This window comes from Nocardioides sp. NPDC101246 (assembly GCF_044767415.1).
Lineage (GTDB): Bacteria > Actinomycetota > Actinomycetes > Propionibacteriales > Nocardioidaceae > Nocardioides.
Map to the genome: position 1 here is coordinate 1 of NZ_JBIWNX010000016.1, position 18,688 is coordinate 18,688.

The 18,688-nt window shown below is 70.0% G+C and carries 21 protein-coding genes; 14 read left to right on the forward strand and 7 right to left on the reverse strand.

Annotated features, from left to right (window positions below):
• From ACIRON_RS24960 to ACIRON_RS24990, 7 genes are all read left to right on the forward strand, one after another.
• A partial coding sequence (locus ACIRON_RS24960; RefSeq protein WP_402996529.1) for a hypothetical protein occupies positions 1-1,560 on the forward strand: 1,560 nt, incomplete at its 5' end.
• 62 nt (positions 1,561-1,622) lie between these two features.
• Positions 1,623-2,090 (forward strand): hypothetical protein, encoded by a 468-nt coding sequence (locus ACIRON_RS24965; RefSeq protein ID WP_402996530.1) that lies wholly within the window; start codon positions 1,623-1,625, stop codon positions 2,088-2,090.
• Between the two features lie 5 nt (positions 2,091-2,095).
• Positions 2,096-4,039, forward strand: a complete 1,944-nt coding sequence (locus ACIRON_RS24970) for a peptidoglycan DD-metalloendopeptidase family protein (RefSeq protein ID WP_091043060.1) — start codon at positions 2,096-2,098, stop codon at positions 4,037-4,039.
• A gap of 184 nt (positions 4,040-4,223) precedes the next feature.
• Entirely contained in the window at positions 4,224-5,264 is a 1,041-nt protein-coding gene (locus ACIRON_RS24975; protein WP_402996532.1) for an AMP-binding protein, read from the forward strand.
• A complete protein-coding gene (locus ACIRON_RS24980) occupies positions 5,261-6,226 on the forward strand; it encodes an o-succinylbenzoate synthase (RefSeq protein ID WP_402996533.1) in 966 nt (321 codons plus the stop codon). The genes ACIRON_RS24975 and ACIRON_RS24980 overlap by 4 nt, the downstream gene beginning before the upstream one ends.
• Before the next feature lie 9 nt (positions 6,227-6,235).
• On the forward strand, positions 6,236-7,840 hold the full coding sequence (gene menD, locus ACIRON_RS24985; RefSeq protein ID WP_402996535.1) for a 2-succinyl-5-enolpyruvyl-6-hydroxy-3-cyclohexene-1-carboxylic-acid synthase: 1,605 nt from the start codon (positions 6,236-6,238) through the stop codon (positions 7,838-7,840).
• Between the two features lie 23 nt (positions 7,841-7,863).
• Positions 7,864-8,229 carry a hypothetical protein gene (locus ACIRON_RS24990; protein WP_402996537.1) on the forward strand — a complete coding sequence of 122 codons (366 nt, stop codon included), beginning with the start codon at positions 7,864-7,866 and terminating at the stop codon, positions 8,227-8,229.
• A gap of 151 nt (positions 8,230-8,380) precedes the next feature.
• Here the strand turns inward: ACIRON_RS24990 and ACIRON_RS24995 are convergent, their stop codons facing one another.
• From ACIRON_RS24995 to ACIRON_RS25005, 3 genes are read right to left on the reverse strand one after another with little or no spacing between them, the layout of a single operon-like run.
• Positions 8,381-8,950 carry a TIGR03086 family metal-binding protein gene (locus ACIRON_RS24995; RefSeq protein ID WP_402996539.1) on the reverse strand — a complete coding sequence of 190 codons (570 nt, stop codon included), beginning with the start codon at positions 8,948-8,950 and terminating at the stop codon, positions 8,381-8,383.
• Entirely contained in the window at positions 8,947-9,432 is a 486-nt protein-coding gene (locus tag ACIRON_RS25000; protein WP_402996541.1) for an SRPBCC family protein, read from the reverse strand. The genes ACIRON_RS24995 and ACIRON_RS25000 overlap by 4 nt, the downstream gene beginning before the upstream one ends.
• The gene (locus ACIRON_RS25005) at positions 9,429-9,788 is read right to left on the reverse strand and encodes a helix-turn-helix transcriptional regulator (protein ID WP_091043045.1); all 360 of its coding nucleotides are present in this window, start codon (positions 9,786-9,788) and stop codon (positions 9,429-9,431) included. Before ACIRON_RS25005 ends, ACIRON_RS25000 begins: the two co-directional genes overlap by 4 nt.
• A gap of 207 nt (positions 9,789-9,995) precedes the next feature.
• Between ACIRON_RS25005 and ACIRON_RS25010 the strand changes: the two genes are divergently transcribed.
• A complete protein-coding gene (locus tag ACIRON_RS25010) occupies positions 9,996-10,832 on the forward strand; it encodes a GH25 family lysozyme (protein ID WP_402996543.1) in 837 nt (278 codons plus the stop codon).
• Positions 10,833-10,850: 18 nt separating this feature from the next.
• On the opposite strand, the gene ACIRON_RS25015 is transcribed toward ACIRON_RS25010, so the two are convergent.
• From ACIRON_RS25015 to ACIRON_RS25030, 4 genes are read right to left on the reverse strand one after another with little or no spacing between them, the layout of a single operon-like run.
• On the reverse strand, positions 10,851-11,129 hold the full coding sequence (locus ACIRON_RS25015; protein WP_402996545.1) for a YciI family protein: 279 nt from the start codon (positions 11,127-11,129) through the stop codon (positions 10,851-10,853).
• The gene (locus tag ACIRON_RS25020) at positions 11,129-11,761 is read right to left on the reverse strand and encodes an MBL fold metallo-hydrolase (RefSeq protein WP_402996547.1); all 633 of its coding nucleotides are present in this window, start codon (positions 11,759-11,761) and stop codon (positions 11,129-11,131) included. Before ACIRON_RS25020 ends, ACIRON_RS25015 begins: the two co-directional genes overlap by 1 nt.
• Positions 11,762-11,785: 24 nt before the next feature.
• Entirely contained in the window at positions 11,786-12,277 is a 492-nt protein-coding gene (locus ACIRON_RS25025) for a hypothetical protein (protein WP_402996549.1), read from the reverse strand.
• Between the two features lie 9 nt (positions 12,278-12,286).
• A complete protein-coding gene (locus ACIRON_RS25030) occupies positions 12,287-13,537 on the reverse strand; it encodes an isochorismate synthase MenF (protein ID WP_402996551.1) in 1,251 nt (416 codons plus the stop codon).
• 103 nt (positions 13,538-13,640) lie between these two features.
• Here ACIRON_RS25030 and ACIRON_RS25035 point away from each other — a divergent pair, with 103 nt between their 5' ends.
• The 6 genes from ACIRON_RS25035 to ACIRON_RS25060 all read left to right on the forward strand — a co-directional run bounded on the left by ACIRON_RS25035 (position 13,641) and on the right by ACIRON_RS25060 (position 18,543).
• Positions 13,641-14,222 (forward strand): hypothetical protein, encoded by a 582-nt coding sequence (locus ACIRON_RS25035; RefSeq protein ID WP_402996553.1) that lies wholly within the window; start codon positions 13,641-13,643, stop codon positions 14,220-14,222.
• A gap of 38 nt (positions 14,223-14,260) precedes the next feature.
• The gene (locus tag ACIRON_RS25040) at positions 14,261-14,950 is read left to right on the forward strand and encodes a demethylmenaquinone methyltransferase (RefSeq protein ID WP_402996555.1); all 690 of its coding nucleotides are present in this window, start codon (positions 14,261-14,263) and stop codon (positions 14,948-14,950) included.
• Positions 14,951-14,969: 19 nt separating this feature from the next.
• A complete protein-coding gene (locus ACIRON_RS25045; RefSeq protein ID WP_402996557.1) occupies positions 14,970-15,650 on the forward strand; it encodes a hypothetical protein in 681 nt (226 codons plus the stop codon).
• A 44-nt stretch (positions 15,651-15,694) separates the two neighbouring features.
• Positions 15,695-16,654 carry a hypothetical protein gene (locus tag ACIRON_RS25050; protein ID WP_402996559.1) on the forward strand — a complete coding sequence of 320 codons (960 nt, stop codon included), beginning with the start codon at positions 15,695-15,697 and terminating at the stop codon, positions 16,652-16,654.
• Complete coding sequence (locus ACIRON_RS25055; protein ID WP_402996561.1) at positions 16,647-17,297, forward strand: HD family hydrolase; 651 nt, start codon at positions 16,647-16,649, stop codon at positions 17,295-17,297. Before ACIRON_RS25050 ends, ACIRON_RS25055 begins: the two co-directional genes overlap by 8 nt.
• A gap of 178 nt (positions 17,298-17,475) precedes the next feature.
• On the forward strand, positions 17,476-18,543 hold the full coding sequence (locus tag ACIRON_RS25060; RefSeq protein ID WP_402996563.1) for a hypothetical protein: 1,068 nt from the start codon (positions 17,476-17,478) through the stop codon (positions 18,541-18,543).
• Positions 18,544-18,688 lie beyond the last annotated feature (145 nt).

Below are 18,688 nucleotides of genomic sequence, written 5' to 3' on the forward strand. Positions count from 1 at the left end.
GTGTGGGCGCCGTGGGTGAGCGTGGTGTTGTTGCTGGTGGCGGCGACGGTGATGATCCGGGCGCGGGACGGCCGGTTCGCGCGGGCGGTCACGGCGGCGGGTTGGGCGCTGGGTGTGCTGGTGGTGACCTCGTGGCTGATCCAGTATCCGGTGGAGTCGACCAAGCTGGTCGATGACGGGGTGCGGTCGGCGACCGGGATGATCGCGACCGGGTTCAACGACGGCAAGACGGTCCCGGGTGTCGGTGATGACGAGTTCGGTGAGACCGATGCGGTCAAGGCCGTGGATGCTCAGATGGACGAGGTGGTGCGTTCGACGCAGTACCGCACCTGGCTGGCAGGCGCGTTCGGTGATCCGGACTCGGCCACCGCGAAGAAGTACGGGCCGCGGGTGTTCCGGTCCACGCACTTCTCCTGGCAGGAGTACGACACCTACCGCAAGGACCCCAACGGCGAGGGCAAGAAGGTCCTGGAGGCCAAGCAGGACGCGTTCAAGGAGCATGCCGAGGCGGTCAAGAAGTCCGACCCGGTGGCGTATGAGTACTTCAAGGGTGAGCACTGGTCCCAGCGGGCGACCACGGCGTTGGTGAACCTTGTGGTGGTCGTGGTGGTGTGCGGGTTCTTGCTGGTCGCGGGGTTGGCGATCCTGCTGTCGTTCGCGCTGATCCGGTTGATCGTGCCGTTCGCGCCGGCGGCCGGGGTGTTGTTCATGCTGGACCACACCCGAGACGCTGCGGTGGCGATGCTGAAGCGGGTGGTGGGGCCGTTGGTGATGGGCCCGATCTACTTCCTGGTCGCGTTGTTGCTGCTGCGGTTGGACTCGGCGATCTTGACCTCGAAGATGTGGTTCGTGCTCCAGCTGGGGCTGATCGGGGTGCTGACCGTGCTGGCCTGGCGCCTCACCCGCCCCGCCGCCTACGGGATCCCGCTGCCGGGCATGGGCCGGCTGACCTCGATGCTCTCCTCGTACGTCGGCACCCGGACGGGCGCCGAGGCCGGGGTCCGCGACGCGAACGCCGACCGGCCGCCCGTCCCGGGCGGTGGCCAGGCGGGCAGCGGATCGGTCTCGAGCCCCGGCGGCGTCTACATGCCCGGACACGAGCTGACTGGAAGCCGGCCGACGATGGTCGCCGAGCAGGTGCCCAACCAGGCTCCGGCGGCGGCCGCCGGAGCGCTGGGTGCCGGGGCGAGCGCGAGCAGCACACCGACGTACGCCCTGGGGTCCTCGATGAGCGGCGAGGAGGGCGAGCGGGTGGCCGGCCAGTGGTTCGACTCGCGCTCCGTCGAGCGCGACGAGCCGTCGTTCCGTGACGAGGCGCGTCCGGGGTTCGCCGCCGGGCAGGTGTACAACAACGACCGCCCGGAGACTCCGAGCCCGGTCGACTACACCGCGGGCGCCTACGCCGACCGCGAGCCGGAGCCGCCGCGCCAGTCCCCGGTGGCCGAAGCCAACGTCGACTACGACGCCGACGGCAACGCGGTCTTCGTCATCTACTCACCGAACGGGAACCGCTCGGTGCCCGTCGACAACAGTCCGAGGTCTGAAGGAGGAGCCCGGTAGTGCGGTCGACAACGACGCGTGGTGTGCTGTGGGAGGTCATCGCGCCGGTGCTGAGGTGGCCCATGAGGTCGCCGTTCCGGTTCTTCTCGGTGGTGGTCGGCATCATCTTCGTCATCTGGCTCATCGCCCAGGTGAGCGACGCCCCCGACGCCGAGCCGGCCGCGCAGCCCGATCGAGGATCCGCGTCGGCGCAGCAGAGCGCCTCGGCGAGCGGATCGCCGGCGCCCGTCCCGGACCCGACACCCCTGGCGACCAAGTTCGTCGTCGCCTGGGCTCGTCCCGACCTGACCACCGACGAGTGGTGGGCCGGGATCAACGCCGCCCGCCCGGACGAGTCGCTGGCCCAGGCCCTGGGCAGCACCGACCCGGCGACCGTACCGGCGACCAAGGTGGTCGGCGCCGCGAAGGTCCTCGAGCAGAACGACGGGGAGGCACGCGTCGAGGTCGCCACCGATGGTCCCAAGGTCATCGTCTACCTGACCCTGGTCGACAACGTCTGGTACGTCTCGAACATTCTTCCGGGGGGATGAGACCGATGTGGATCTTCAAGGCGCGTCTGATCTGGGGCATCGTGGCCGGAGCGGCCACTCTCGTCCTGGTGGTCACGGGTGCCCTGGTGATCCTCATCGGCGGTCTGGCGAGCACCGAGCAGAGCAACCAGGACCAGGCCGAGTCGGGCTGTGTCGGCGGGACCAACGCGATCCAGGCCGGCAACCTGGGGCCGGACGGTGAGATCCCCGAGGGCAGCATCGCCGGGTTCGACACCGAGCAGATCCAGAACGCCCGCACGATCGTGGCGGTCGGAAAGCAGTCCGGCGTGCCCGCCTACGGGTGGGTGATCGCGCTCGCGACCGCGATGCAGGAGAGCACCCTGCGCAACCTCAACTACGGCGACCGCGACTCGCAGGGTCTCTTCCAGCAGCGCCCGGTCTCCGGCTGGGGTTCGGTCGCCGACATCACGAACCCGGTCAAGTCGGCCCAGGCGTTCTACGGCGTGGCCACCCACACCGGCAACACCGGCCTCCTCGACATCCCGGGCTGGCGCAAGATGCAGGTCACCGCGGCGGCGCAGGCGGTGCAGCGCTCGGCGTTCCCGCTGGCGTACGCCCAGCACGAGGACGAGGCGCGGGCTCTCGTCGCAGCGCTCGCAGACGGGGTCTCGGCCGCCGACCTGACGGCCACCGCGACCGACGTGTCCTGCACGATCGGCATGGCCGGAATCAGCACCAGCGTCGTACGTCCCATCCAGGCCGGGCTCGCGGTCGACCAGGGCAACTACGGCAACTCCGGTTCCAACTGGGCCAACATGCACACCGGCAACGACTACTCCTCGCCGTGCGGCACGCCCGTGCAGGCGGCCCACGGCGGCACCGTCGTCCTCGAGTCGGGCGGCAGCTGGGGCTGGTCGGGACGCTGGCTGGTGAAGGTGCAGACGGCGCCCGGCAACCTGACCACCTGGTACGGCCACATGCAGTCGCTCTCGGTGGCCGCAGGGCAGACGGTGAAGGCCGGGCAGGTCATCGGGCAGGTCGGCAGCGAGGGCAACTCGACCGGCTGCCACCTCCACTTCGAGGTGCACCCGCACGGCGGCGGCTACCTGCAGGACCAGGTGGACCCGGCGGCCTGGCTGGACAAGAACATCGGCAAGACCCTCGAGGCGACCAAGCAGGTCAGCGGGCTCCCCGGCGAAGGACAGGTCGGCGCCTCCCCAGCCGCCGTCTCCGGCCCGCAGGTCCGCCTGGCGCAGGCCAACATCAAGGTCTCCATGTCCCGCTCGAGATACCGCTCCGACCTCGCCGAGGTCATGAAGCACGGACCCGACTTCGTCTCCCTGAACGAGGCCCAGTCACGTACGGTCTCCGACATCTCGGTGCGGGGATACGGCACCTACCGCGCCTCGGCGGACGAGTACGGCAACCGCAGCCAGGCCCTCAGCCCGGTCGTCATGTGGCGCACCGACCGCTGGGTGGCGGTCGACAAGGGCACCGTCCAGCTCACCAAGCCGGTCACCGGAGTCAAGAACGACAACAGGTACGCCACCTGGGTGGTCCTCGCCAGCAGCGACGGCTCCGGGCGCATCTCGGTGATCTCCACCCACACCATGACCTCGCCCGCCAAGAGCGCACAGGCGCGTAAGGACGAGGCCCAGCGCGGCTTCGCGAAGCTCGCCGGGCTGGCGCAGGGGCTGCAGAAGTACGGCCCGGTCCTCGTCGCCGGCGACCTCAACTCGCCCTACCCGCGCAACGGTGGCGACGGCGATCCGTGGGGCCCGAAGCCGTTGATGGCCAAGGCCGGGATGACCTCCTCCTTCGAGACCCTCGGCGCGCCCGCGCAGGGCTGGGCCACCCACGACGGCGGCGGCACCATCGACTGGCTCCTCGGCTCGAGCTCCACCGCCACCCCCACCCGCCACGCCACGTTCAAGCTGGAGTCCGACCACCACGGCCTGGTCGCGGACTTCGACATCCGCGGCCAGTAGTCGCCGAGCGACTGTGTTGGTCTCGACACGCTCGCTGGCGCGAGGGTCTGAACGAAGTGGCCCTCGACCGACGGAAGCAACCGTTGGTTGAGCCGCCGGAGCCGCTAGGCGAAGGCGTGTCGAAACCAACACAGTCGTAAGCCCGGCGATGGGTGGCGCGCGGTGGAGGGCTAGCGTTTGCTCCATGAACGACGCGGTGGAACGGGCTGAGAGCACCGTCGCCGCGATGGCCGAGTGGCTTGCCGGGGGTGGGCCGGAGCACTGGGTCGTGGAGACCTCGGGATCGACCGGCACACCCAAGCGGGTGATGCTGTCGCGCGAGGCGATGAAGGCGTCGGCAGCGGCGTCGGCGCGACGGGTCGGGGCGAGCGGGCAGTGGCTGCTGACGCTGCCGGAGTCGTACGTCGCCGGGGCCAACGTGATCGCGCGCTCGCTGCTGGCCGGGTTCGAGCCGGTGATCGCCGCCGCCCACGGGTCCTTCGCCGAGGCGGCGGGGACGATGAACGACGGGCCGCGGTTCGTCTCGATGGTGCCGACCCAGCTGCACCGGATCATCGAGTCGGGCGGTGACGACCTCGTCGCCCTGGCCGGGTTCCACACGCTGCTGCTCGGAGGTGGCCCGATCGACCCGTCGCTGCGGGCCCGCGCCGAAGCGGCCGGGATCGACGTCGTCGCCACCTACGGCTCGGCCGAGACCTGTGGCGGGTGCGTCTACGACGCGATGCCGCTGGACGGCGTCGGGATCGCGATCGGCACCGACGGCCGGGTCCGGATCAGCGGCCCGACGCTCTTCGACGGCTATCAGGACGACCCAGAGCAGACCGCGACCGCCCTGGTCGACGGCTGGTTCCTCACCTCCGACGCCGGCACCCTCGACGAGGACGGCCGGCTCCGGATCCTCGGACGGGTCGACGACATGGTGATCACCGGCGGCGTGAAGGTGCCGGCGGCGCTCGTCGCCAGAAGGCTCCGCGAACACCCGGCCGTCGTGGCCGCGGAGGCTCTCGGCACCCCCGACGAGGAGTGGGGCCAGCGGCTGGTCGCCTTCGTCGTCGGCGACATCGACGCGGACGCCGCCCGCGACTGGGTCGCGGTGGAGCACCCCCGCTCCTGGGCGCCGCGTCAGCTCGTCGCGCTCGACGAGATCCCGCTCCTCGGCAACGGCAAGCCCGACCGGCAGGCCCTCCTCGCGATCGCCACGACGACCGAGGTGGAGACCCGATGACCGGCCAGCTGCACGTCTTCGCCCTTCCGATGACCACCCGCTTCCGCGGGATCACCGAGCGCGAGGGCCTCGTCTTCGAGGGGGCCGGCGGGTGGGGCGAGTGGTCGCCGTTCCTCGACTACGACACCCCCGAGATCGAGCCCTGGCTGCGCTGCGCCGAGGAGGCGGCCGCGGGGGACTGGCCGACCCCCGTACGCGAGACCGTGCCCGTCAACGCCACCGTCCCGGCGGTCGGCCCGGAGCGCGCCCACGAGATCGTGACCCGCTCGGGATGCGCGACTGCCAAGGTCAAGGTCGCCGACCCGGGCCAGAGCCTGGCCGACGACATCGCTCGCGTCGAGGCGGTGCGGGACGCCCTGGGCCCCTCCGGCAAGGTGCGGATCGACGTCAACGGGCTCTGGACCGTCGAGGAGGCACTCGCCGCGATCGGAGTGCTGGACCGGGCCGCTGGCGGGCTCGAGTACGTCGAGCAGCCCTGCGCCACGGTCGAGGAGCTCGCCGACGTACGCCGCAAGGTGGAGGTCCCGATCGCCGCGGACGAGTCGATCCGCCGGGCCGCGGACCCCTATCGCGTACGCGATCTCCAGGCCGCCGACGTGGCCGTGCTCAAGGTGCAGCCGCTGGGCGGCGTACGCGCCTGCCTGCGGATCGCGGAGGACATCGGGCTGCCGTGCGTGGTCTCCTCGGCACTGGAGACATCGGTCGGGATGGCCGCCGGGATCGCGCTCGCGGCGGCGCTGCCCGAGCTGCCCTATGCCTGTGGGCTCGGCACGGTCTCGATGTTCACCGAGGACATCGCCACCGTCCCGCTCCTGCCGTCCGGCGGCGTCCTGCCGGTGCTACCTTCCTCGCCCGCCCCGGAGCGCCTGGTCGCCGACCCGTCGCTGCGGGCCACCCCGGAGCGTACGGAGTTCTGGCGCAGGCGGCTCGCTGACGTGATCGCGTACCGGGAAACGCTCTGAGGAGGATGGATGCCCACTGCTACTGAGCTCGCCCGGGCGGTCGTCACCGCGCTCGTCGAGGCGCGGGTCACCGACATCGTCATCGCGCCCGGATCACGCAACGCGCCGCTGTCGTTCGCCGTCCTCGACGCCGCGCGAGCGGGCCTGCTGCGGCTGCACACCCGGATCGACGAGCGCTCGGCCGGCTTCTTCGCGCTCGGCCTGACCAAGGTCGGTTCACGCGCGGCGGTGATGTGCACCTCCGGCACCGCGGTCGCCAACCTGCACCCGTCCGTGCTGGAGGCCGCTCACGCCGGAGTGCCGTTGGCCGTCGTCACGGCCGACCGTCCGGCGCGACTTCGGGAGACCGGTGCCAACCAGGTCACCGACCAGGTCGGCATCTTCGGCCGGCTGGTGGAGACCCGCGACCTGGCCGAGGCTCCCGACGAGAACGACATCGTCGCGCTCGACACCGCACGCGGCCCCGTTCATTGGAACCTCCAGCTCGACGACCCGCTCACCCCGCCCGACCGGTGGCGGCCGGAGAAGATCGAGGCCCGTCCGGTACCGCAACGCCCCGAGCTGATGATCCACGAGTCGATCCCGACCGGCCCGGGCACGCCGCGCACGGTCGTCGTCGCCGGTGACGACGCCGGCCCGCCCTCCCGGATCCTCGCCCAGGACGGCGGCTGGCCGCTGTTCGCCGAGCCCTCCTCGGGCGCGCGCACCGGCGACAACGCCCTGCGCTCCTATCGGCTGCTGCTCGAGTCGCCGCTCGCCGAACGGATCGAGCGGGTCGTCGTCTACGGCCACCCGACCCTCTCCCGGCCGGTCACCAACCTGCTGGCTCGCGCCGACATCGAGGTCATCGCGGCTCCGGTCGACGGTGTCTGGCCTGCGCGCCCGTTCCGGGTCGACCGCACGATCCGCACCCGGCTCCACGTCGAGGGCGAGCCCGATCCGGCGTGGCTGGAGGAGTGGCGGTCGGCCGATCGCACGATCGGCCGCCAGGTGGACCGGCTGCTCCACGAGCAGCAGGAGATGACGGCGTACGACGTCGCCGGCTGTGTCGCCCGCGCCTTGCCCGACGGCGGGCTGCTGATGCTCGGTCCCTCCAATCCCGTACGCGACCTGGACCTGATGATGCGGCCCAACCGCGTCGGCGGGCGGCGGAAGGTGCTGGCCAACCGCGGCCTGGCCGGCATCGACGGCATCGTCTCCACCGCGATCGGCGCCGCCGCCGGCCGCACCTCGTCGACGCGCGCGCTGGCGCTGATGGGCGACGTGACCTTCCTGCACGACGCCGGTGGGCTGCTGCTCGGTCCCGAGGAGGTCCGCCCCGACCTCACGATCGTCGTCGCGAACGACGACGGCGGCTCGATCTTCGCCTCCCTCGAGCAGGGTGCTGACGACTACGCCGACAGCTTCGAGCGCCTCTTCGGCACCCCGCACGGGACCTCGCTCGAGGCGCTCTGCGCAGCCCACCGCATCCCACACCTCGCGGTCACCTCCGTACCCGAGCTCGATGCCGCCCTCGCCTCGCCCAACGGCGGCATCGAGGTCGTCGAGGCGGTCGTCTCCCGACACGACCGCCGCGCCCTCGACGCCGCCATCCGCGCCCTCGCCGATTCCTGAACGGGCCATGGCACAGTGTGCCCGTGACCGAGCAGCAGCAGTGGCCGACCGTGGTGCCGTACGTAGAGTTCTACTCCGGTGCGACCCGGGTGATGACGGTCGAGATGGCATCCACGGCCAAGGAGAGGTTCATCGCCACGATGCCGCCGATCGTGACGATCGACGGCCGTGACTACTGGGTCTATTGGGGCCAGGTCAGCTTCGAGATCCCCGCGGAGCGGGCGTGCCATGTCAGCGTTCGCTGCGAGGGCGGTCAGAGCGGCGGGCAGTACTCGCAGGATCTTGGATTCCGTGTCGCCTCGACGCTGCTCGCGCCCGGCGCGGGGCCGGTGCGGTTGCAGTACCTGTGCCACTTCGCCTCCGGCGTCGGATCCATCACCACGTCCTGATCAGCGGCCGTCGATCTGGAGCAGGTCGCGGGGCTGAGCGCCGAGAACCGGATCGCCGGTGAGCCTCCGACCTTGCCTACGTCAGTTGGCGGCAGTTCGTGAATTCTTCACAAGATGCCGCCAACTGACGTAGGCGGGCCAGGCGGGAGCCTCACGGTCGCCAGTAGGGATCCCGGCCGATGAAGCCGAGGAGCTGCTCCTGCGGGGTGGCGTCGGCGGGGACCTCGACCCTGGGGCCGAACTGGCCGGAGGCACGCATCGCGTCCTCCATGGCCGCGGCGCCGGCGAGCGTGGCCGCGGCGCGGTCGGCGCCGAGGTCGAAGTCGCGCCCGAGGGCGCGGGACAGGTCCCAGGAGTGCATCCAGATGTCGGGCGTGTAGATCTCCGAGAGCGCCTCGTCGAGCGGCTTGTCGCCCATGTGCGGGTTGGAGATCATCCGGCCGGCGGGTTCGTCGAAGAGGCCCTGGATGTCGGCGGTGTGGGTCTTCCAGGCGGCGGCCGGGTCCGCAGCGACGTCGAGCGGTGCCAGATGCATACCGGCGGATCCCGCCAGGAAGCCCCGCGACCATTCGACCAGGTGGGTGACGACATCGAGGGCGGTCCAGGCCGCCACCGGGCTGGGGCGAGCCCAGTCCTCGGCGGCGGCGGAGCCGACGATCTCGGAGAACCGGGCAGCGTCGTACGCGTGCTGCTCGCTCCTGCTCAGATCTGCGGCGTTCACGAGAGGTCCGCCAGGAGCTCGTCGAGCTGCTCGTAGCCCTGGACGACGCCCTGGTCCATGCCGCTGGCCATGATCGCGGCCTGGGTCTCGAAGGACTCGACAACGCTGAGGCCGGTCAGCCGGGTGCGGCCGCCGGGGAGCGGCTCGAGGGTGAGGTACTCGAGCGAGGCCCCGTCGGGGGCACCGCGCCAGGTGAAGGTCTGCACGATGCGCTCGTTCTCGCGCACCTCGTGGAAGCTGCCGAAGAACTGGAACTCGTCGTCGTCCCGCTCACCGGTGTAGGCCCAGGAGCCGCCGGTGCGGAAGTCCCACGTGGTGATGTTCATGCCGACGTCGCGGGGCCCGAGCCACTTGGCGTACAGCTCCTTCTCGGCGTGGGCGCGGAAGACGAGCTCCGGCGGAGCGTCGAACTCGCGGACGATGGTGATCGTCGGGGCGTCCTTGGAGGCCTCGATCGTGGTCTCGTGCTTCGTGGTGGTCATGATGCGTCCTCTTCTCTGGCTGGTTCTCTGGTTGGTCGGTCTTCCTGCATCTCGGCGAGCAGTGCGTCCAGGCGCTGGTAGCGCTCCTCGGCCTGCTGCTGATATCTCTCGATCCACTTGGTCATGAGGTCGAACACCTCCGCTTCGAGGCGTACGGGTGCGCGCCGTGACTCCCGGCTCACCAGGCCGGCGTCCTCGAGCACCTTGAGGTGCTTGGAGACCGCCTGGAGGCTGACCTCGTACGGCGCTGCCAGCTCGCCGACGGTCGCGTCGGCAGACGAGAGCCGGGCGACCAGGTCGCGCCGGGTCGGGTCCGCCAGTGCCGCAAAGACTCGGGAGAGCCTGTCCTCGCTCATCTCGTACTCCTCAACCAATCGGTTGACAACGAGGCTAGATCGCCCCGCAGCCGGTTGTCAACCATTTGGTTGAGTAACTTGCTTACCGGAAAACATTCCACGGGGGACATCGGTTGCGGCACCATGTTTCCCAGCCACGATGTCTCTCAGTGCAAGTTTCCTCCTCGGGAAAGGCCTAGCCCCATGAGTCCTTCGCGCCGCAGATCCATGAGAGTGACCGCGATAACCGCCGGTCTCCTCCTCGCCATCTCCCTCTCCCCGACCCAGTCCGCCGGCGCCGCCGAGAAGGACGAGCGCCATCTCACCCAGAAGGCGAAGTCCCACGGCGTGACCCTCGAGCACGGGGCGTACGTCGGCTGGTCGACGCCCGGCTCGGACGCCACGGGCGGCACCAGGAACGCCCCGCCGATCAGCGCCCAGGCGACCGTGAGCGGCATCGACGTCTCCGGCCATCAGGGCAACGTCGACTGGGCCTACTGGTGGGGCCAGGGGAAGCGGTTCGCCTACATCAAGGCGACCGAGGGCACCTACTACAAGAACAGCACCTACTTCCCGCAGCAGTACAACGGCTCGTACAACCAGGGCTTCATCCGCGGCGCCTACCACTTCGCCAACCCGTCCGACTCCGGCGGCGCGGCGCAGGCCGACTACTTCGTCAACAGCGGCGGGGGCTGGTCGGGCGACGGGAAGACGCTCCCGGGGGTGCTCGACATCGAGTACAACCCCTACTCCGGCGGCACCTGCTACGGCCTCTCCCAGGCCTCGATGCGCTCGTGGATCGCGGCGTTCCTGGACCGCTACCGCGCCCGCACCGGCCGGGACGCGGTCATCTACACGACCACCGACTGGTGGACGACGTGCACCGGCAACACCTCGCAGTTCGCCAGCGCCCACCCGCTGTGGATCGCGCGCTACGCCAGCACGCCCGGCACCCTGCCGGCCGGCTGGGGTTACTACACCTTCTGGCAGTACACCTCCTCGCCGTTGGACCAGAACACGTTCAACGGCGCCTACGACCGCCTCCAGGCGCTCGCGCGGGGGTGACCTTCGAGACCCCGGTTCTCAGAGGCCCAGCTGGGCCTTCCAGGAACCGAGGACCGGGGTCCACTCGAAGATGCGACGCTCCTTGATCAGCCCGACCGCGAGGAACGGGTCGTCGTCCACGGCAGTCTCGACCGTGGCGATCTCGCCCTCGAAGACGAGCAGGCCGGAGCCGTCGGAGGTGGGACCGGAGAGGACCAGGTTCTCCTGGCTCGCCAGGAACCCGCGATGGGCGTCGAGGTGCTCGGCGCGTACGTCGGGGAGGTCGTTGTAGGCGTACAGAACCGCGACGAGGGCCATCAGAGGTCAGCCCCGTCCGCGAGACGTACGTAGCCACGCTCGGCGGGGATGAGCGCCGCCGCCTGGGTGTCGAAGACGCCGGAGCCGGCCTCGGAGTAGATCCGGTCGTGGATCGCGACCGTCCGCGAGGCCTCGACCGAGCGGGCGAAGTCGATCAGCTCGCTCGAGCGCGCCCATGGCGCGGAGACGGGCAGGAAGAGTACGTCCACGGCCTGGCCGGGGCCGTCGAGCGCGTCGCCCGGGTGGAAGAGCTTCTGCTCGCCCGCGGTGATCAGGTAGCCCGAGTTGTCGAAGTGCGGCAGGTCGGCGTGGATGACCGCGTGCTTCTCGTTGACCGCGGTGACCGGGAGCCCGGCGTCGAACGACTCGCCCGGCGTCACCACCGTGGTCCGCTCGTGGACCCCGGGGGCACTCTTCAGGATCTGCGCCGCGACCGCGCCGATGGTGTAGACCGGAGCGTCGTTGCCCTCCAGGAGAGCAGGGCTGTAGTGGTCGGGGTGCTCGTGGGTGATCAGCACCGCCGTCGCGCCGTCCAGCGCCTCGGGCTGGGTGAACACGCCCGGATCGACGACCACCACCGCCCCGTCGTGCTCGATCCGGACACAGGCATGGCCGAACTTCGTGATCCTCATGCCGCCGAATCTATCGCGCGGCGTCTAGACGTCGGAGCGGACCATGTTGGCGAGCCACAGGCCGAGGAAGACCGGAAGGAGTACGCCCCAGCCCATCTGCACCGCGGAGTCCTCGGGCAGCGCGACCACGCCGATCACGGCGATGGCGCTCGGCAGCGCCCCCGAGACGATCGCGATCCCGATCTCGGCGGCGGGATGGTTGCTCCGGGAGTAGGTGAAGTAGAGGCCCATCGCCGCGGCCGCCACGGCGAGGAGAAGCGTCAGCACCGCGGCGACGATCAGCAGCCGGTAGGCGCCAGGGGCATCGTCGGGGCGGTCGCCCAACCATGCGATTGCTGACCAGAAGCCATAGCTGTCGCCGTCCTCACCATCGTCGTGGACGATCCGGTACGCCGGCACCGAGATCATCGCGACGATCAGGAACGGAATCGTGAGCAGCTGCGTCCGCGCCAGCCGGTCGGCGTTCTCCTCTCCCTCGCGCAGGGCTGTGCGGATGAGGCCGTCCGAGTTCTCCATGAACGGAGGTTAAGACAACGCGTCTCGAATCGGGACGAACTTGGCCTGGGTCTCGGCCAACTCGGTCTCCGGGTCGGAGCTCGACACGATGCCGCAGCCGGCGAAGAGGCGGGCGGTGCGGTCGTCGATCATCTCGGCCGTACGCAGTGCGATGCCCCACTCGCCGTCGCCGGTGGCGTCCATCCAGCCGACCGGACCGGCGTAGCGGGCGCGCTCCATCGACTCGATCTCGGCGATGAGTGCGACGGCATCCTCGCGCGGGGTGCCGCCGACCGCCGCCGAGGGGTGCAGGGCGGCGGCCAGGTCGAGCGAGCTGACCCCGTCGCTGGCCACGCCGGTGATGTCGGTGGCCAGGTGCATCACGTTGGGGAGCTTCAGCACGAAAGGTGCCTCGGGCACGTTCATCGAGGAGCAGTGCGGCTCCAGCGCGTCGGCGACCGACCTGGCGGCGTACTCGTGCTCCTCGAGGTTCTTGGAGGACTCCGCCAGCGACGCGGCGAGAGCGTCGTCGAAGTTCTCCTCGCCGGTCGGCCAGATCGTGCCCGCGAGCACGCGGGAGGTGACCAGGCCGCGCTCGCGGCGGACGAGCAGCTCGGGGGTCGCGCCGAAGAGGTCGTCGACGTGGAACGTCCAGCAGGTCGGGTACGCAGCCGCCAACCGCCGCAGCACGGCACGGATGTCGATCGGGGCGCTGGCCGCGGCCAGCAGGTCGCGGGCGAGGACGACCTTGTCCAGGTCTCCGTCCTGGAGCCGGGCAACGGCGTCGGCGACGATCCGCATCCAGTGCTCGCCGTCGACGTACGCATCGGCGAAGACGACGTCGCGCGGCGCCTCCGGCTCCGGCGTCGGAGTCAGCGGAGGCGGGGGCACCGCGGCCGGACCGACGGTGGTCACCCAGGCGACGTCGCCGCGCTTTCCGACGACGACCGCGGGCACCTTGAGCACGGAGAATCCCGGCAGGTCCGAGAAGGCGAAGGAGCCGAAGCCGACCAGGCCGGTGCCGGGCTCGCGCACCGGATCGGAGACCGTGGAGACCGCCGCCAGCTCCTCGAACCACTTGGTCGCGTGCGCGAACCGCTCCGGTCCGGACGTACGGATCTCGGCGGCGGTGCCCCAGCCGACCATGCCCTCACCGTGGCGGACCCAGGACAGAACGCGCCGGCGGGCGGGCAGCAGCGCGAGCAGGTCGTCGAGAGTCTCCGACCCGGCATCGAGTGCCACGGTGGTGGCTACCAGGGACTGCTGCTCAGACTCACTCACGCTCCCAGGGTATCGGCGTGGTGTCGGCGAGGACGAGTCGAAGTGAGGTATGGCACCGCCCCATTTGCCATACATCACCATGTGGGTTGTAGCGTGCGCTTGCGTGAGTACCAACAAAGAGCAGTCGTTCATCGCAGAGAACGGCATCACCCTCGGCATCATCGCCTTGGCCCTCTTCGTCGTGCTGGGCGTCGGCCTGCCGCGGTGGGTTGGCGACTCCGAATCCCACTCGGGGGTGAAGATCACGCTTCCGGAGACGCTGTCGGGCGGCTACAAGCCGGCGGACGTGAAGTCCTCCTACGACCTCGACGTGATCAAGAAGCAGGGTGCGTCCGAGGAGCAGCTGGACCTGTTCATCAAGCAGAACGCCGCCAGCTCGAAGACCGAGGACCGCAACGTGTCCGACGCGCTCGGGTTCTCGATGGCCACGCGCACCTACATCACCAAGGACATGAAGAAGTCCGTGATGGTCCGTGCCTTCGCCGGTGACGGCAGCGCCTACTACGGCGGTGGCGAGGTCTCCAAGGTGGGCGACAACGTCTGCTACTCCAGCGCCGACCAGTCGACCGGTCAGACCCAGGCGACCTGCTCGCACGCGTCCGACGACCTGACCGTCCAGGCGACCGCTGCCTCGAAGAAGGACGCGGCGAAGTACGCCGACGAGATCTTCGAGAAGCTCGCCTGAGTTCGGTCCCGGACACCGACCCGAGACAGAATCAGCCCGTGACCCGAGCAGATCTGGACAAGCAGCCCGGCGAGGTCCGTCGGATGTTCGACGCCGTGGCCAAGCGCTACGACGTGACCAACGACGTACTCTCGCTCGGCCAGGACCGCCGCTGGCGACGTGAGGTCATCAAGGCTGTCGCCCCGTTGCCGGGCGAGCTCGTGCTCGACCTCGCCGCCGGCACCGGCACCTCGTCCCAGCCGTTCCTGGACGCGGGCGCAGAGGTGGTCCCGACCGACTTCTCGATCGGGATGCTCCAGGTCGGCAAGGAGGCCAAGCCCCACCTGCCGTTCACGGCCGGCGACGGCACCCGGCTGCCCTACCGCGACGCGACCTTCGACGCCGTCACGATCTCGTTCGGCCTGCGCAACATCGTCGACCCGGCGGCCGGCCTGCGTGAGCTGCGCCGGGTCACCCGCCCCGGCGGCCGGATCGTGGTCTGCGAGTTCTCGCACCCGACCTGGAAGCCGTTCCGGACGCTCTACGTGGAGTACCTGATGAGGGCCCTCCCGCCGGTCGCGCGGGCGGTATCGTCCTCCCCGGACGCGTACGTCTATCTCGCTGAGTCCATCCGGGCATGGCCCGACCAGGCAGGTCTCGCCGACATGCTCTCCGCAGCGGGGTGGCAGTCGCCGACCTGGACGAATCTCTCGGGTGGAATCGTCGCACTCCATCACGCAATCGCCTGATCTCTGCGAAAGTTCAACTATGACCTCCACGTTGCCATGGGACGGGATCTTGATGCCTCGCGAGGCCTACGGCCCCGCCGCGGTCAAGGCCAGGGATTCGCTCACCGACGCGGCCGCACAGGGTGACTGGCGCCGCGCGCTCTCGCAGGTGCGCAACGACTACACGGTCGGCGTCAACACCTGGAAGATCGGCGGTGAGTCGATGTTCACGCCGCTCCACCACGCCGCCTACCTCGGTGCGCCGCGTGAGACCGTCCAGGAGCTGCTCTCGCTGGGTGGGGTCAGGTCGCTGCCCACCGCCCACGGTGAGACGCCCTACCAGCTCGCCAAGCGACGCGGGCACGATCACCTGCTCGACATGCTCGACCCCTACTTCCGCCCCGGCACCCCGCTCGGCGACAACCTCGAGGGCGTCAACCACCACGTGAACGCGACGCTCGCCGAGCTGACCGCCGAGTTCCGCGGCGAGCACCTGCTGCGTACGTTCGACGTCCGGCTCATCTCCGAGGAGGGCGGCCCCGACGAGGCCTGGTTCACCGCCCCGGGGATGTACGGCGGCATCCGGATCGGCATGTTCTGGGGTCGCGCCCACCTGGAGTACAACTCCCGTCTGGGCGACTCCTACGCCGTCGTCGGCCCGGAGGGATCGGCCTACGTGAGCCGCTCCAAGCGCGCCGTCCCCGCCCTCCCTGCCCGCTGACCCCGGGCCGCGCGGCCCGTGCCGCTACGGCATGATGCGGCGTCGTGACTGACACGATCGATGCCCCGGACGCCACCTGGACGGTGACCTCCGAGGAACGGCGAGAGTTCATGCGCGCGTATCGGCGGTGGTGGGTGCGGCAGCCTTCGATCTGGGTGGCGCTGTGCGTGGCGGTGGGGATCGTCACCGCCGCTGCGATGGTTCTTGACTGGCACCCGGTCCTGGCGATCGTCGCGCTGCTGGTCAGCGTGGTGGTGCTCGCCTGGATCTCGGTGCGGCAGGTGCGGCAGGTCTACCCCGTCGGCGCGACCTTCCGTTCCTGGGCGGGTGCGACGGCGTACCGGCTCGACGGCCCCGGTGTCGGCATGGAGATCCGCTGGGATCGCATCGCTGGTGCGGACGTCGGGCCGGTCGCCGTGCATCTGCGGACACGGAGGCCGAAGCAGAACCTCCTGATGGCTCGGCAGGTGCTGGGGGAGCAGACGCGGGCGCGCCTGGACCGCGGCGTCGATGATGGTGTCTCCGAGCCGGTCGCTCGCGAGGACGCCCCTGGCGAGCGCTCCGTGGTCATCGACCGCAACCTGCAGATCGCCCTGTGTGTAGCGACAGCGCGCCGTTTCGGCGTGGCCGGCTGGATCGTGGTCGTCGCAGCCGTGCTGCTGGTGCTCCTCGGGGTGGCCGACGCCGACCCCTGGCCGGCTCTGCGGACGGCAGGCGGGTTGGTGCTCGCCATGGGTGCCGTCGCCTTCGCCACCGCCGTTCCGACGATCGGCGCGTACCCGATCGGGTCGACGATCAGCGGTTCCCTGGGTGAGTATCTGGTTGTCCGCGGCCCCTGGGGACGTACGTCGATCCACCGGTCCAAGCTCAAGATCGTCGCCAGGACGAAGCATGCGATCGTCTTCAGGTCGGGTGCAGCGCGGGTGGTCGTGCCGCGGGCGATCCTCGGCGAGGAGTCGGTTTCTCCAGGCGTACGCGACATGCGAAAGTCAACGCATGGATGACTCCCCCGCTGACCTCATCACCGACCTGAACCCGCTCCCGGACGAGATCGGCGGGAGGCTGCGGGCGCAGCTGGAATTCATCGCCGAGGCAGACAAGCTCAAGACGATCCTGCGCGCCTCGCCGCTGGCGGCGGCCGACCGTCGCGAGAACGACGCCGAGCACTCCTGGCACCTGGCGTTGATGGTGCTGCTGCTCGCCGAGTACGCCGACGAGCCGATCGACGTCGGGCACGCGATCAAGCTCGTGATCATCCACGACATGATCGAGATCTACGCCGGCGACAGCCCGGTCTTCGACCCGGCCGCCGTCGTCGATCAGGTCGAGCGCGAGGTCGCCGCCGCCGAGCGGCTCTTCACGATGCTGCCGCCGGACCAGGCGGGCGAGATCCGTGCCCTGTGGGACGAGTTCGAGGCCGCCCAGACCCCCGAGGCACGCTTCTGCAAGGCGATGGACCGCCTCGAGCCGATGCTCCTCAACTGGCTCAACCGCGGTGGTACCTGGGGCATGCCTGGTGCCACCGAGTCCCGTGTCCGCGCCCGCGAGGCCGGCGTCGTCGCGGCGAGCACCACTCTCGGGGAGGCCACCGACGCCATCGTCCGGGCGGGGCTCGCCAAGGGCTGGATCCGCCCCGACCCCGACTGACCCTCGCCGAGTCGGCGCATCCTGACGCCAAATCACGCCGAGTCGGCTCGTCATAACGAGCCGACTCGGCGAGATTTCGGGTGAGGACGGGCCGGCTCGGCAGTACGGGTCATTCCCTCCCGGGGTATCCGCTACGCTGCGACGCACCTGTCGACCGGGACGCTGAGGGGAGCCGCTCGTGGATGTGGATGTGGTGCCGGGCTCGGTGACGGACTGGACGGTCACGATCGACGATCAGCGTCGGATCAAGCGGGCCCTGGTCAGGCTGCGCCTGCGGACGTGGGCGTACTGGGTCCTGGGCTTGGTTCTGCCGGTGCTGCTGACCGGCTTCTTCTGGTTCAGCATGCATGACCCCGGTCTCGGACTCTTCGGTCAGACCGTCGAGCTGTGGCTGACGGTAGCCATGGGCTTCGTATTCATGGCGCTGACGATGACGCTGCCCGTGACGACGTTGCCACGCCGGGTCGAGCGCGAATACCCCGTCGGTGCCACGCTGACGGCATGGGCGACCGAGACCGGCCTGGGCGTGCGCACGCCCACCCGACTCACCTTCTACCCGTGGTCTCGGCTGACGCAGGTCGAGGTGGGGCCGGTGTTCGTACGGTGCCGGCAGGAAGGCGCGAGGGCGTTGGCCGTCCCCATGCACCTTCCGGCCGGGCCGGACGAGGTGGCACGGTCGGTCGACTTCCCGGTTCAGCTCATCGGGCCCGACATCAGACGCGTGCTGGCCGTAGGGAGTGCCGGGGAGCCGATGGAGAACTCGAGGGCAGGGACCCCGATCCTCGTCGATCGGGCGCTGCGGTGGCGGCTGGTTCGAGCATGGCTGCGCTCGCAGTTCGGCGCCCTGACATGGGTGCTTCCGGTGCTCTTCAGTCTCAACATCGCACTCCAACTGGAAATCGGCTCCCACCGATCAGTGGCGTTCTGGGCTGTGCTGATCTTCCTCAACCCATTGGCCTGGGTTCTCGCTGGCGAGGGGCGGATGTCGGGGATGTACCCGGTCGGCGCGACCGTCGTCGGATCGATGGGTGAGTGGCTCGAGATCCAGGGACCGTGGGGAAGTGTCGCCTGGCACCGGGGGTGGCTCAAACAGCGGCAGATGACGGCGCACACCGTGACGTACGAAGAGGTGCAGGTGGGTGCCGACGGACGGCCGGCCCAGCTCACCAACGCCCAGAAGCGGATCGTCGTGATCCCCCGAGCCTTCCTAGACGCGCCGACGCCGGCAGTCGGCACCGAGGTCTGACCCGCAACATCCGCGCACATGTGGAGTTCTGGCACCACCTGGGGTCGGGGCGTACGAAACTTTCGCTCATATGTGGGGTTCTGACCGAGGTCTCCGGATCCCTCCGCAGATCTCCAGTACGTTGCCGCGGCCGAGCTGCGGCGAT